11 protein-coding genes and 1 pseudogene are annotated in these 14,081 nt (G+C 39.7%); 5 read left to right on the top strand and 7 right to left on the bottom strand.

Going from position 1 to position 14,081, the window contains the following annotated elements:
- Positions 1–133 precede the first annotated feature (133 nt).
- Positions 134–1,243, top strand: a complete 1,110-nt coding sequence (locus H4O18_RS12755; protein ID WP_187585164.1) for a glycoside hydrolase family protein — start codon at positions 134–136, stop codon at positions 1,241–1,243.
- Positions 1,244–1,378: 135 nt separating this feature from the next.
- On the opposite strand, the gene H4O18_RS12750 is transcribed toward H4O18_RS12755, so the two are convergent.
- From H4O18_RS12750 to H4O18_RS12740, 3 genes and pseudogenes are all read right to left on the bottom strand, one after another.
- Positions 1,379–1,831 carry a GNAT family N-acetyltransferase gene (locus tag H4O18_RS12750; RefSeq protein WP_187585162.1) on the bottom strand — a complete coding sequence of 151 codons (453 nt, stop codon included), beginning with the start codon at positions 1,829–1,831 and terminating at the stop codon, positions 1,379–1,381.
- A gap of 2 nt (positions 1,832–1,833) precedes the next feature.
- Positions 1,834–5,520 carry a phosphoribosylformylglycinamidine synthase gene (gene purL / locus H4O18_RS12745; protein ID WP_187585160.1) on the bottom strand — a complete coding sequence of 1,229 codons (3,687 nt, stop codon included), beginning with the start codon at positions 5,518–5,520 and terminating at the stop codon, positions 1,834–1,836.
- A 142-nt stretch (positions 5,521–5,662) separates the two neighbouring features.
- Positions 5,663–6,528 (bottom strand): annotated as a pseudogene (locus tag H4O18_RS12740) (cation diffusion facilitator family transporter).
- A gap of 190 nt (positions 6,529–6,718) precedes the next feature.
- On the opposite strand from H4O18_RS12740, the gene H4O18_RS12735 reads away from it, so the two are divergent.
- Positions 6,719–8,530, top strand: coding sequence for an acyl-CoA dehydrogenase family protein (locus H4O18_RS12735; protein ID WP_187585158.1), 1,812 nt, complete (start codon positions 6,719–6,721; stop codon positions 8,528–8,530).
- A gap of 99 nt (positions 8,531–8,629) precedes the next feature.
- Positions 8,630–9,070, top strand: coding sequence for a hypothetical protein (locus tag H4O18_RS12730; protein WP_187585156.1), 441 nt, complete (start codon positions 8,630–8,632; stop codon positions 9,068–9,070).
- A gap of 70 nt (positions 9,071–9,140) precedes the next feature.
- Here the strand turns inward: H4O18_RS12730 and H4O18_RS12725 are convergent, their stop codons facing one another.
- A complete protein-coding gene (locus H4O18_RS12725) occupies positions 9,141–10,358 on the bottom strand; it encodes an RsmB/NOP family class I SAM-dependent RNA methyltransferase (protein WP_187585154.1) in 1,218 nt (405 codons plus the stop codon).
- Between the two features lie 71 nt (positions 10,359–10,429).
- On the opposite strand from H4O18_RS12725, the gene H4O18_RS12720 reads away from it, so the two are divergent.
- On the top strand, positions 10,430–11,461 hold the full coding sequence (locus H4O18_RS12720; protein WP_187585152.1) for a WD40/YVTN/BNR-like repeat-containing protein: 1,032 nt from the start codon (positions 10,430–10,432) through the stop codon (positions 11,459–11,461).
- Between the two features lie 57 nt (positions 11,462–11,518).
- On the opposite strand, the gene H4O18_RS12715 is transcribed toward H4O18_RS12720, so the two are convergent.
- From H4O18_RS12715 to H4O18_RS12705, 3 genes are read right to left on the bottom strand one after another with little or no spacing between them, the layout of a single operon-like run.
- Positions 11,519–11,971: a hypothetical protein gene (locus tag H4O18_RS12715; protein WP_246474255.1), complete on the bottom strand. Its 453-nt coding sequence runs from the start codon at positions 11,969–11,971 to the stop codon at positions 11,519–11,521.
- The gene (locus H4O18_RS12710) at positions 11,961–12,479 is read right to left on the bottom strand and encodes a hypothetical protein (protein WP_187585150.1); all 519 of its coding nucleotides are present in this window, start codon (positions 12,477–12,479) and stop codon (positions 11,961–11,963) included. The genes H4O18_RS12715 and H4O18_RS12710 overlap by 11 nt, the downstream gene beginning before the upstream one ends.
- 33 nt (positions 12,480–12,512) lie before the next feature.
- Positions 12,513–13,055: an RNA polymerase sigma factor gene (locus H4O18_RS12705; RefSeq protein WP_425489137.1), complete on the bottom strand. Its 543-nt coding sequence runs from the start codon at positions 13,053–13,055 to the stop codon at positions 12,513–12,515.
- Between the two features lie 254 nt (positions 13,056–13,309).
- On the opposite strand from H4O18_RS12705, the gene H4O18_RS12700 reads away from it, so the two are divergent.
- The gene (locus H4O18_RS12700; protein ID WP_187585148.1) at positions 13,310–13,975 is read left to right on the top strand and encodes a uracil-DNA glycosylase; all 666 of its coding nucleotides are present in this window, start codon (positions 13,310–13,312) and stop codon (positions 13,973–13,975) included.
- Positions 13,976–14,081: the final 106 nt, after the last annotated feature.

Here is a 14,081-nt window from a genome sequence, read left to right as displayed (position 1 = left end):
TTGGAAATTACAAAATGATTAAGTTCAGTCCTTAATACAATATTAGAAGATCAGCGTTTCGGCATTTTTTAGGGTAACCAAAGTGCTTAAATGTGCATTACATTAAATTTTTAATAACAAATAAACTAAATCAATGAAAAAGCTTTTTGTAACGGCAGTGGTTATTTTTACTATGATTTCCTGTGCCGAAAAAACCAAGATTCCTGTATATGCATGGACGGGTGGACCTGGAGAGGCCACTGATCAAGAACTTATGGCAACCTTTAAGAACTATAAAGAGAAAGGTATTGATGGACTTATGTACAATGGCGGACATAATCCGGAAACGTATAAGCGGGTAGGTAAATTGGTAAAAGATGCTGGAATGGAATTCCACACTTGGGTACCGACCATGGTGCAAGGGGATAATCCAAAATTGCCCAAAGATCTTTATGCCATAAACAGAAATGGAGATTCGGCTTTTGATAAACCTGCCTACGTTTCATATTATAAATTTTTGTGTCCTAATAAGGAGGGTTCATTTAACTTTTTGTCGGAATTATATGGAAATATTGCTGCCGTGGAAGAAGTTGACGGAATACATTTGGATTATATCCGTTTTCCGGATGTAATTTTAGCGGAAGGTCTTTGGGATAAATATGGACTGGTGATGAACGAGGAATATCCTATAGCCGATTACTGCTACTGTGATAAATGTGTAGGGGATTTTAAGGAGAAATCCGGAATAGATATAAAGGAGGTTGAAGACCCTTCCCAGGTTCAGGAATGGAAGCAATTTAGATATGATTTAATAACTAATATCGTAAATCGTTTGGCCAAGGTGGTCCATGAAAAAGGTAAAGAGATAAATGCTGCGGTTTTTCCAGGTCCAAGCAATGCTATGAAAATGGTGAGACAGGAATGGAACAAATGGAATTTGGACGCCTTCTATCCCATGAATTATAACGATTTCTATTTAGAGAGTCCTGAATGGGTAGGGGAGATAACCAAGGAAGAGGTAGCATCCGTTAAGGGAGAAAAACCTATTTACAGTGGACTTTTTATTTGTCCTAACCCTGAAAATAAAACAAAGGAAAATGACCCTGAAAATCACGGGTTGTTACCGTCTGAAATTGAGACAGCAATTAGAACATCAATGGAGAACGGTGCCGCAGGGATTTGCCTTTTTACACCGGAAAGAATGAAGCCCGAACATTGGGAAGCCTTTGACAAGGCCATTCATGCTGATTATTCCAAAAAATAAAGAGATGTAGGAACATCGCTAGGCGGTGACACCATTGTTTTTTAATAGTAAATCCCTTGGAAGGGGGTTGAGGTCAAAATTGCTCAAAGTGCAACTTTATCCAACTTCTTTCCAAGGGATTTTTTATTTGTGGAATTACAGGTGTAGTTTTAATCCTTCGTGGGTAGCTTTGAACCCCAATTTTTCATAAAATCTGATGGTGTTCGGCCGCTGCTTGTTAGAGGTTAATTGCACCAAATGAACTCCTTTTTCCTTGGCTCTTTGAATAATCCATTGGAACATTTGTTTGCCAATTCCCATACCAGTTTGATCTTCCCGAACATGGACATTTTCTACAAGGCAACGTATACCTCCAACATAGGTAAGGTACTGCAGGAAACTCAATTGAAAGGTAGCAATAACTTGGCCTTCGGAATTCACGATAACCATAAGCTGCTGATTTTTATCCCCATCGATACGATCAAACGCGCTATAGTATTCCTTTGGAAGGGGGTCTTGATAATTCTCACGTAGACTGCCCAAGGCATCATTGGCAATCATTTTTATTATTGCCGGCAGGTCTTCCTTGGTAGCTCTTCTAAAAATCATGATTATCCATTATTCACTTCCAGCCATTTCCTGGCATTTATAAACGCTTCAAGCCAAGGGGAAACCTCATCTTTTCTTCCTGCTGGATAATGTGCCCAATTCCACTGGAAAATAGAGCGTTCTATATGCGGCATGGTTACCAAATGTCTGCCTGTGGTGTCACATAACATTGCGGTATTAAAATCGCTACCGTTAGGATTGGCAGGATAGCCTTCATAGCCATAGCTTGCCACAATATTGTAATTATCCTTGGAAAGCGGCAATTTAAATTTCCCTTCACCATGGGATATCCAAACTCCTAAATTGGCTCCTTCCAAAGTTGAAAGCATTACGGAATTGTTTTTTTGAACAGCTACTGAAGTAAATCCACTTTCGTGTTTGTGGGAATCATTATAGGTCATTTTTCCATGTTCCTGATGCTCAGGATTGATCAATTCCAGTTCCATGAATAACTGACAACCGTTACAAATACCAATGGAAAGGGTATCAGGTCTGGCAAAGAAATTCTTTAGGGCGGTATTCGCTTTTTCGTTGTATTTAAAGGCACCTGCCCAACCTTTTGCACTGCCCAGAACGTCCGAGTTTGAGAAACCTCCAACAGCCCCTATAAATTGTATATCTTCCAAGGTCTCCCTTCCGGAAATCAAGTCGGTCATGTGTACATCCTTAACATCAAAACCGGCAAGGAACATGGCATTGGCCATTTCGCGCTCGGAATTACTACCTTTTTCTCGTAGAATCGCCGCTTTTGGACGAGAAGTTGCCTTAGATGGCAGCTTGCCATCAAAATGTGCAGGGAAGGTATAAGTTAAGGGTTGATTTTTATAATTGCTGTATCTTTCTTGGGCCAGGTTGTTGGCAGTTTGTCTTTTATCTAGAAGGTAGGAAGTTTTAAACCAGGTATCTCGCAGGGAATTAATGTTTAATCCCATTTCCATCCCTTGATTTTTAATGGTCAAGGTAGCTGCTTGGCTTACGGATCCAATTTTGTGAAAATCAATTCCTGCATCGGCCAATTCCTTTTCTACTGAACTATCCTTGACCTGAAAAACGATTCCTGCGTTTTCAGAAAACAATAATTTTATGGTATCTGCCTCGCCTATTGAAGTCAGGTCCAAATTGGCACCTAAATCCAGGTCGGCAAAACAAAGTTCCAGAAGGGTTGTAATCAGGCCGCCCGAAGCTACATCATGCCCGGCCAGAATCTTACCGTCAAGGATCAAACCTTGAAGTGTATTGAATACGGACTTAAAATTATCCGCATCGTTTATTGTTGGTGCCTCATCACCTATGGTATTCAAAATTTGGGCAAATGAAGATCCTCCCAGTTTATAGGTATCTTTTGAAAGATTAATGTAATAGATATCGCCTCCATTTTTTTCTAAAACCGGTTCTACCACTTTGCCAATATCGGTACAGTTTCCTGCGGCCGAAATGATTACGGTACCTGGAGATATAACTTCTGCATCTTTATAGCGTTGTTTCATGGACAGGGAATCCTTTCCAGTAGGAACATTGATTCCCAATGCAACGGCGAAATCCGAAATAGCCTCTACCGCCTCATAAAGTCTGGCGTCTTCACCAGGATTTTTACAGGGCCACATCCAGTTGGCCGAAAGAGAAACTGAGTCCAAACCGTCTTTTAAGGGTGCCCACACAATATTGGTCAAGGCTTCGGCAATACTATTTTTGCTTCCGGCAGAAGGGTCTATTAATCCAGAAATAGGGGAGTGGCCTATAGATGTGGCTATTCCTTCCTTTCCTTTATAATCCAATGCCATAACACCACAGTTGTTCAAGGGCAACTGTAAAGGACCAGCGCATTGCTGTTTGGCCACCTTACCACCTACACAACGGTCCACCTTATTGGTAAGCCAGTCTTTGGAGGCCACGGCTTCCAATTGCAGGACTTGGTCCAAATAATCGTGGAAGTGTTCCAAAGAATAGGATGGGGCCTTATATTTTCGAGTTAATGTGGAATCGTTCATTACCGTTTTTGGGGAACTCCCAAACATATCGGATAGCTCCAAGTCCATTGGACTTTCTCCTGTAGTGGCAGATTTGAAGGTAAACCGATTGTCGCCAGTAACATCACCAACCTCATACATGGGTGAACGTTCCCGATCCGCGATTCGGTGCAGCATGTCCACATCCTTTTTCCCGATTACCAGTCCCATACGTTCTTGGGATTCGTTCCCAATGGTTTCTTTGGCCGATAGGGTAGGGTCTCCTATGGGCAGTTTATCCAAATCTATTTTTCCTCCGGTTTCTTCCACCAATTCGGACAGACAATTTAAATGTCCTCCTGCACCATGGTCGTGTATTGAAACAATAGGGTTATGATCACTTTCTACCATACCTCGAATGGCATTGGCAGCTCTTTTTTGCATTTCTGGATTGGACCTCTGAATGGCGTTGAGTTCTATAGTCGCCCCAAATTCGCCCGTATCGGCACTGGATACTGCGGCACCTCCCATGCCAATCCGATAGTTGTCACCTCCAAGGATTACAATTTTATCACCGGTTTTTGGTATGTCCTTTAATGCCTGTTCCGCTTTGCCATAACCAATACCTCCGGCCTGCATAATCACTTTATCGTAACCCAACTTTCTGCCTTGTCCATTTGCTGAAGATTCAGCGGCCTCATCATGTTCAAAAGTAAGTACCGAACCGGCAATTAAAGGTTGCCCAAATTTGTTTCCAAAATCAGAAGCTCCGTTGGATGCTTTTATTAAAATATCCATTGGGGTCTGGTACAACCAGTTCCTTTCCTTCATGCCCTTTTCCCAAGGTCTGTTTTCTTCCAATCGGGAATAGGCGGTCATGTAAACCGCAGTTCCCGCCAAGGGTAAGGAACCCTTTCCACCTGCCAATCGGTCCCTAATTTCACCTCCGGCCCCTGTAGCAGCTCCATTAAAAGGTTCTACAGTGGTTGGGAAATTATGGGTTTCCGCTTTTAAGGATATTACAGATTCAAAAGGTTTTTCCTCGTAATAATCTGGCTTGTCAGCACTTTTGGGTGCAAACTGAACCACTTTTGGCCCTTTAAGAAAGGCTACATTATCCTTATAGGCCGAGACAATGCCCCCGGGGTGTTCTAGTGACGTTTTTTTAATAAGTTTAAACAGCGATGATGGTTTTTCCATTCCATCTATTACAAAAGTGCCGTTGAAAATTTTGTGTCTACAGTGCTCTGAATTTACTTGGCTAAAACCGAATACTTCCGAATCTGTAAGTTTTCGGCCAATTTTTTGGGAGACTTCTTGAAGGTAGGATACTTCTTCTTCACTTAAGGCCAACCCTTCCTGTTCATTATATTTGGCAATATCCTCAATTTCCAAAATAGGGGCGGGCAACACATCAATCTTAAAAATATCCTGAGACAGGCCATTGTATTTTTGTGAAAGCATGGGGTCAAAGCTTTTATCATCTTTGTCTACAGCCATAAATTCCTCAATTCTTATAATTCCAGAAATACCCATATTTTGAGTTATTTCTGTAGCGTTTGTGCTCCATGGTGTAATCATGGCTGCCCTGGGACCAACAAAAAAGGCGTCTATTGACGCCGCGTTTAACCTAGGTTGGTTGCCAAACAACCACGTAAGTTTTACACTATCTTCTTGGGATAGGTCGCTTTTGGTCTGTACCGCAAATATCTTAGTGCTAAGGTCTCCAAAGAAATGAATCATCTAATATGTAAATTGTATGGATTATAAAGCTGCAAATTTACGGTTTTAATGTGTAATTTTTCAGTAGAATAGTTAACAGTTTTAGTGGACAATTGTTAATTTCTAAGCGAGGACTATTCTGTAGTGCAGAACGGCTCAATTTTTATTTGGGCTCTATATGGATCAAAACGTGTCCAATGTTGGGGATTTCAGTTCTAAGTCTATCTTTGAGTTTATGGGACAGATCATGACCTTCCTTTACTGTGATACTTCCGTTTACCATGGCATGTAGGTCTACGTGATATTTGGTACCCGCCTTTCTTATAAAACATTTTTCAGTTCCTAAAATGCCGTCAACTTTCAGGGAAACTTGCCGAATCTCATCAATGAGGTCGTCATATAAATGTTCGTCCATTATTTCGCCAAGGGCAGGTCTAAAAATAAGATAGCCATTGTAGAAAATAAAAAAGGAGGCGGCCAACGCAGCCCAATCATCGGCAGTTTCATAACCTTTACCAAAAATCAATGCTATGGAAATCCCAATAAACGCCATTACCGAAGTAATGGCATCACTTCTATGATGCCAAGCATCTGCCTTTAGGGAGGAGCTATTGGTTTGGATACTTTTTTCAATACAACCCTATACGAAATCTCCTTCCATAAAATAATTCCCCCCAAGACCAATAGGGTCCAGGACTTTGGTGTTTTGTGAGGGGTTAATATGTTCATAATGCTTTCATAGGCTATTATGGTAGCCGAGGTAATTAAAAAACCAACCACCAAAAAAGTAATCAAGGGTTCAATTTTACCATGACCGTAAGGATGGTTTTCATCTGCGGGTCTTTTTGCATATTTAAGTCCAAACAAGACCAGTAGCGAGGAAAAAATATCAGTAGTGGATTCAATGGCGTCTGCGATCAACGCATAGGAATTGCCAAAAAATCCTGCAAGGCCTTTGATTACTGCCAGGACTATATTTCCAGCTATGCTGAAATATGTGGTTCTTATGGCCGACTCCTCGTTGTTCATGCTATTCCTAAACTGGATAAAAAATTTAAAGGTAATAAAGATATGTAGCTTTTTCGGGAGGCGAATCTATAATTGTATTTTACTAGTGTTTATGTTGTTCCGAATAGATTCCAAAACTTTCATTTTTCATTAGGAGAGTAAATTGTATCTTACGTATTGTAATCTTAACTAACCTATTATTGTTTTTACCATGGCAAAAGAATATGTAGATATCGCAACTTTAAAATATTTGTTATACCAAGTTCATAAAGTGGAGGAACTGCTTACTTCAGAACGATACCAAGATTATGACAAAGATTCCTTGGACCTATTTATTAATTCTATCAAGGAGTTTTCCGATCGCGAATTATTTCCCTATTTCAAAGAGATGGATGAAACACCGGCAGTATATAAGGATGGTACCATTATGGTACATAAGCAGGTAGATGTAATGATGAAAAAAGGTGGTGACATGGGAATTATTGCAGGTCCTTTTGATTATGGTGAAGGGGGCCTACAGTTGCCATTTATCATCCATACGGCCTCAGCGTATATACAGGAGGCAGCCAACAATCACCTACCGGGATATGCAGGTTTAACCCAAGGAGCGGCAGAGCTAATAGTTCATTTTGCCGATGATGCCCTCAAGGAAACCTTTGTTCCTAAAATGCTATCTGGCGCCTGGGGCGGGACCATGTGCCTTACAGAACCCCAGGCAGGAAGTTCTTTATCGGATATCACTTCCAAGGCAACACCAACAGATGAAGGACATTATAAGATATCCGGACAAAAAATATTTATTTCAGGAGGTGATCATCAATATGCAGAAAACATAGTACATCTGTTGCTGGCCAGAATTGAGGGAGCGCCTTCGGGAACCAAGGGTATTTCCTTATTTGTTGTGCCTAAACTGAGGGTTGAGAGTGATGGTAGTTTAAAACAGAACGATGTGGTGACAGTGGCCGATTTTCAAAAAATGGGACAGAAGGGATATGCCACTACCCATTTGGGCTTCGGTGATAACGGCGATTGCCATGGCTGGTTGGTAGGTGAAGCGAATAAAGGTTTAAAATATATGTTCTTAATGATGAACAGTGCTAGGATCAGTGTGGGGCGGGGCGGGGCCGCAATTAGTATGGCGGCCTATCAAGCTTCATTGGAGTATGCCAATGAACGGCCCCAAGGGCGAAAACTTTCCAGCGATGGAAAAAAAGATCCCAATGAAAAACCTTGCTTAATAATTGAACATCCAGATGTAAGGCGCATGCTTTTGTTACAAAAAGCGATTGCCGAAGGTTCACTGAGTTTGGTTTTGTTGGCAGCCAAATATTATGATATTATTCAATCCACCAAAGACCCTGAAGCCAAGGAAAAGTACGGTCTATTGTTGGAAATGGTAATTCCTATTGTAAAGACCTATCCTACCGAGGCTGGTTCTGTAGCTGTAAGCAATGGGGTGCAGGTATTGGGCGGATATGGATTTTGTTCCGATTTTATTCTACAGCAATACTATAGGGATATCCGAATATTTAGTATTTACGAAGGCACTACGGGAATACAATCCCAGGATTTATTGGGAAGAAAAGTTCCCATGGAGAATGGAAAGGCTTTGGAATTATTATTGACGGAAGTATTGGATACCATAACAGAGGCATTGGAGTTTGATGAATTGCGTTCCTCGGCAAAAATATTGGGAGGCAAGATCAAACTGACAAAAGAGGTTTTGGATTTCTTGATGCCTTTTGCCAAAAAAGGCAACTACGAACGGTATCTGTCCGATGCGAATTTATTTATGGAATTTTTAAGTCACGTCGTTTTAGGCTGGTTATGGCTCGATATTGCGGTACATGCACAACGAAATCTAGAGGAAAGTGGGCAAACCCATTCCAAAGCTTTCTATGAGAGCAAGATTCACACTATGAAATTCTATTTTAAGTACGAGTTGCCAAAAACGAGCAGCTTGGCGGAATCCTTGATGCATCCGGATGTGCTGACCATAAAATCCAAGAATGAGGTCTTTTAAAAACTAATTTGTTGGAAAATGAAGTAGGGTAAATTAGAGGTTGATTGTTTTATATACAAACAGGGTTAAAAATCACGGTTTAAATAAAACAATCAAGTTATGAAAAGATTACAATTTTTAAGTTTGGCAGTCATGCTTTTTACCGCTTCAGGAACTATAGCACAGGAAGTAGAATCTTCAGAACAGGAAAAGCTTTCCTATTACGAACAAAGGGCCAAGGAAGATGCCAAATTTGAGCAATCACAGGAATTGGCAGAACAAGAGGAGGAGGAATTCTGGGAATCACAAAAGGAATATGAGAGCCGATTGAAAAAAAGGGACAAAAAGGCTTATAGGGCATATATGAAAGGAAAGAGGGATGCATATGCCGAACATAGGGATCATTGCGATGCCCATTGTCATCATAGTCAGCATTATCATAGCCATGCCAGCTTCTACTATTATCATAACGATTCTTATCGCTATAATAGTTATCCTAGGAGAACTACAATTAGAACTGGAATTGGGGTCAGTGCGCCTAGTGTAAGAATAGGATTATAAGTTTTAAAATGTAAAAAGAGGCTGCCAATTCCAATTGGCAGCCTCTTTTTTTTGCGTATAAATTTAACTACTAAGCTGGGTTTTTCTCCAGCAATGCCATGTAAAATCCGTCAAAACCAGTTTTGCATGCATAAATATTGTCATCCTTGATCAAATTGAAATCTTTACCAGCTTCAGTACTTAGGAATTTCTTTACTTGCTGTATATTTTCCTGTGGTAATATGGAACAGGTGGCATACACCAACTTGCCGCCAGGTTTCACAATGCGACTGTAGTCCTGGAGGATTTGTTGTTGGGTTACCATGATTTTATCTAAAAAATCAGGCTGAAGTTTCCATTTGGCATCCGGGTTTCTTTTTAGGACCCCTAATCCGGTACATGGGGCATCTATTAGTACCCTATCTGCGGAGTCGTATAACTTTTTAATGACTTTGGTGGATTCTATGGTTCTTGTTTCCACGTTATGGGCACCATCTCGTTTGGCTCTTCGCTTAAGTTCTTTTAGTTTGTTTCCATAGATGTCCAAGGCGATCAGCTGGCCTTTATTTTCCATGAGTGCTGCTAAATGCAAGGTTTTTCCTCCAGCTCCGGCACAGGTGTCTACCACACGTTGACCCGGCTTAACGTCCAAATATGGCGCTACCAATTGGGAAGAGGCATCCTGTACCTCGAACCAGCCATTCTTAAAGGCCTCGGTTATAAATACATTTGAGCGCTCCTTTAGACGTAAAGCATCAGGATACCCTTTTATGGACTCTGTTTCCACTCCGGCTTCATGGAGGGCACTACTTAAATTATCCTTGGTTGTTTTTAAGGTATTTGTCCTAAGAATCACTTCTGCCTGTTCATTTAGGGCATGAATTTCTTTGGTCCATAGTGCTTCGCCCAATGATTTGGAACAAAGCTCGTCCATCCAATCGGGAACAGATTCCTTGTATTTTCGTATTTTGGATAGTTCATCAAATTTTCCTTTTATCCTTCTTTCCGGGGTAGGTTCCAACTGTTTCCAATCAGGTAGTTTAATTCCCTTAAGAACGGCCCAAACGGCAAACATTCTGAATAGGTTGGGCCTGCTATACGGTGCTTTTACTTCAGCTATCTCAGCATATAATCGCTTCCAGCGTACCATTTCATAAGTGGTTTCTGCAATAAATCCTCTATCCCGGGCACCCCATCGCTTGTCGTATTTTAATACTTTTTCTACTACCTTATCTGCGTATTCACCTTCATTAAATATAAAATTTAACGCATCAACAACCGCAAACACTAGATTTCTATGTAATCGCATTTTAAAAAATTAAGATTGCAAAGGTATTGTATTAGAACCTATTCCTATTATTTTTGATGAAAATTATAACCATGCGAAATTATTTGGTGATTCTTATACTCTTTATTTTAAGCTCATGTTCCGAAAAGGAAGAAACGAGCAAGTTCACTACTGTGGAAGTGGAGACCATTTATACGGATTCATTGAGTTTTAGGGCTATTCAAATTATGGATGGTGGCAATATGGCGTTCGCGGCCAATAAGGGCGCTTTTGGATTGGTAGACCTTAAGACCAATAAAGTACGGGTCAATACCCAAAAATATGATAGCATTCTACCTGAATTTCGGGCTGTAGCACAAAATGCAGCAGATTTTTTTATGCTTTCGGTGGGAAATCCGGCCTTATTGTATAAGACTGGCGATAGCGGAGATATGGAACTGGTTTATAAAGAAGAGGACGACAATGTATTCTATGATGCTATGGCCTTTTGGAACAATCAGGAGGGGATTGCCATAGGAGATAGTATGAATGGGTGTCTTTCAGTAATCATTAGCAGGGATGGCGGTAATACATGGAATAAACTACCTTGTTCTTCCTTGCCCAAATCGGAATCGGGAGAAGGAGCTTTTGCCGCTAGTAACACCAATATTAAGGTGCTTGGCAATAAGGCATGGATAGTTACTACCAACGGAAATGTGTATTACTCTGAGGACAAGGGGTTTACTTGGACCGTGATAAAAACCCCAATAGAAAGTTCAGAACCCACACAAGGTATTTACTCCATTGATTTTTATGACGAAAATTTAGGTGTTGTATTTGGTGGAGACTATACCAAGCCCGAAATAGATGATGCCAATAAGGCAATTACCACGGATGGCGGTAAAACCTGGAAGCTGATTGCCAATGGAAAATTACCTGACTTTAGAAGCTGTGTTCAATTTGTACCAAATTCAGAGGGTAAATCCCTTATAGCCATAGGATTTAATGGTATTGCTCATTCCCATGATGCCGGAGAGACCTGGAAACAACTTTCGGATGAGTCTTTTTATACCTTGAGATTCCTAAACGATTCTATTGCATATGCAGCAGGGAAAAATAGAATTGCAAAACTAATTTTTCATTAGACTACAGAAGGGCTGTTGTTAATTTTCTATATACTAAAACCTTAGAAAAAGCAGTTTCTATTTACTACCTCTTCTCTGTCTATATTGTTTTATTAATTGACGTTTGAAATCCTCTTCTGTACGCATCAATAAAATGGTCTTTTTTGCCGAAATGGTCTTGGATATTTTTTCGATATAGGATTTTTCCGCCTTGTGTTTTTCTTCCTCCAACTTCAGCATACGGCTAAGAAGTTCGCTGGCCTTGGCGTCCGAAAGGGCATCCAAATTTTTTATTTCGGTACCTATTTCAAAGCGCTCTTCTCTGAAAAACCCCTCCTTTTTAGATTGATGTTCATTATATATGGGCCAAAAACTTTGGGCTTCTTTAGGAGTAAGCTCCAGTCTTTCTGTAATGAAAGCTACTTTCAGGGATTTTATTTTTTCCCAATCCTGTTTTTCTTGGGAGCTTAGAGATAAGGTAGCCGCAAGGAATAGGAGAGGGGCAAGTATTTTTATTTTTTTAATCATCATTGTGCAAATTTAAATCTTCAAAATCTTCAATATGGGTGTCTAGGTAATCTATGATATTATCATTATCCAGTCTGTTTTCCAGGATATCGTTGAGGTCCATGTCATTTATAGGAAGTATTTCCGCCAAATCGTAGGAGGAAAGCTCCAGGTCATTAAATTCGAAATATTGCTCAATATCGGAATTGGCCAAATCCGAATATGACAGTGTTGTATTACTATTGAATTGAATTACAACGAAAAGCAGTAATACTGCCGCAACGGAGGCAACTGCATAAAAGTGTTTTTTATAGGACTTGAGGGGGATTACTTTTGTCTCCACCGGTGAGTTTTCCAGTTTTTGTAAAATTTGGGTGTTTAGATTATCAAAATAACCTTCAGGTACTTTAAAACCTTCCTTTGGAGACATAGTGGTTTCCTCCTTGGAAATCTTGTCCATAATATTGGCAGATAGGGTATCGAAATAACCATCCGGTACTTTAAAGCTGTTATTTTTATCTATTTTATTCATTTCAATAGTTTGACCTTGAACAATATAAAAGGTTTAGTTTTCTTTTAAAAAAGCTTCAATCTTTTTTGAAGCCAAATGATAGGAGGCTTTTAACCCACCTACGCTGGTCTCCAATATCTCTGAAATCTCCTCGTACTTCAATTCCTGAAAATATTTCATATTAAAGACTAATTTTTGTTTTTCAGGAAGGGTTGCGATCGCCATTTGTAATTTATGGTGAAACTCATCGCCTTCAAAATAAACGTCCGCCCGTAAATCTTCAACCGCCTTATTTACTAACTTCTCATTACTCACCTTAAGTTTTTGCGATTTGGATTTTAAAAATGTCAGGGCTTCATTAGTTGCTATCCTATACATCCAAGAATATAATTTGCTGTCACCTTTAAAGCCATCTATATTGCGGAACACCTTTATAAAAGTATTTTGCAGTACATCATCCGTATCCTCATGGTTTAAAACAATTCTTCTAATATGCCAATACAGACGTTCCTTGTAGGTGTTCACCAACACCTCAAAAGCCTTCGCCTGATGGTCTTTATGCTTTAATTGTATTACAAGAGTTTCTTCTGCAATCAACATTTTGGACTTAAGTTCCATTATTTGACTATAAAAATTGTAAAAGGTTTATTTACAGTTTCATTAATTCTTTCATTTTGATACCTAAGATAATCAAGATCAGCGACTATGCTAATTTTCTAATTTACTGCTATTTATAAATAAATGTCTTCATTTTTACCTATTTTTGATGTTATTCCTTGTGATAAGGGACTATATAGGTGCTAATTAATTCGAGAATGTAATAAGTGTTAATCCTTAAAATAACATAATAAGTGACATTTAAATTACATGATAGTTGGTACAGTCTTATGTCCAAGGAATTTAATATGCCTTATTTTAAATCCCTGACCAGTTTTATTGAACAAGAGTATATTGATCGGACCTGTTTTCCAAAGGAGAGCGATATTTTTGCCGCATTTGACCATTGTCATTTGATGGATGCCAAGGTGGTAATAATAGGACAGGATCCCTATCACGGCCCCGGACAGGCAAATGGACTTTGTTTTTCCGTAAATGAGGGTGTAACACATCCGCCTTCCCTGATTAATATTTTTAAGGAAATAGAAATGGATGTGGGAACCCCATATCCTAAGAGTGGAAATCTGGAACGTTGGGCAGACCAAGGGGTTTTGTTGCTGAATGCTACTCTGACGGTGAGGGCGCATGAAGCTGGTAGTCACCAGAACAAAGGATGGGAAACCTTTACGGATACCGTTATTCAAAAATTATCGGAAGAAAAAGAGGGCTTAATATTTTTGTTATGGGGCGGTTTTGCTAAGAAGAAGGCAAAGTTGATCGATGCCAAAAAGCATTATATTTTAACTTCCGGACATCCGTCCCCTTTAAGTGCCAATAGGGGATATTGGTTTGGCAACAAGCATTTTAGTAAAACGAATAGAATATTAATGGAAAATGAAAAACAACCAATTAACTGGTAATGCGCGTTTTGTAAAATTGGTTTTGAAATAATCCAATCGGTTGAAAGGGAGCCAAGGTGCTTCAAAACGTCTTTTCTAATTACGAGGTAACGAAAGAATATTTATA

Source organism: Arenibacter arenosicollis (genome assembly GCF_014397245.1).
Classification (GTDB): Bacteria; Bacteroidota; Bacteroidia; order Flavobacteriales; family Flavobacteriaceae; genus Arenibacter; species Arenibacter arenosicollis.
Note: the sequence above shows the minus strand (reverse complement) of the source record. Positions and strands in the feature narration are given on the sequence as shown.

What these genes read in the sequence shown, in the direction of transcription:
- H4O18_RS12755 (WP_187585164.1), top strand. Translation starts at nt 134, where the DNA reads ATGAAAAAGCTTTTTGTAACGGCAGTGGTTATTTTTACTATGATTTCC.
- H4O18_RS12750 (WP_187585162.1), bottom strand. Translation starts at nt 1,831, where the DNA reads ATGATTTTTAGAAGAGCTACCAAGGAAGACCTGCCGGCAATAATAAAA.
- purL (WP_187585160.1), bottom strand. Translation starts at nt 5,520, where the DNA reads ATGATTCATTTCTTTGGAGACCTTAGCACTAAGATATTTGCGGTACAG.
- H4O18_RS12735 (WP_187585158.1), top strand. Translation starts at nt 6,719, where the DNA reads ATGGCAAAAGAATATGTAGATATCGCAACTTTAAAATATTTGTTATAC.
- H4O18_RS12730 (WP_187585156.1), top strand. Translation starts at nt 8,630, where the DNA reads ATGAAAAGATTACAATTTTTAAGTTTGGCAGTCATGCTTTTTACCGCT.
- H4O18_RS12725 (WP_187585154.1), bottom strand. Translation starts at nt 10,358, where the DNA reads ATGCGATTACATAGAAATCTAGTGTTTGCGGTTGTTGATGCGTTAAAT.
- H4O18_RS12720 (WP_187585152.1), top strand. Translation starts at nt 10,430, where the DNA reads ATGCGAAATTATTTGGTGATTCTTATACTCTTTATTTTAAGCTCATGT.
- H4O18_RS12715 (WP_246474255.1), bottom strand. Translation starts at nt 11,971, where the DNA reads ATGATGATTAAAAAAATAAAAATACTTGCCCCTCTCCTATTCCTTGCG.
- H4O18_RS12710 (WP_187585150.1), bottom strand. Translation starts at nt 12,479, where the DNA reads ATGAATAAAATAGATAAAAATAACAGCTTTAAAGTACCGGATGGTTAT.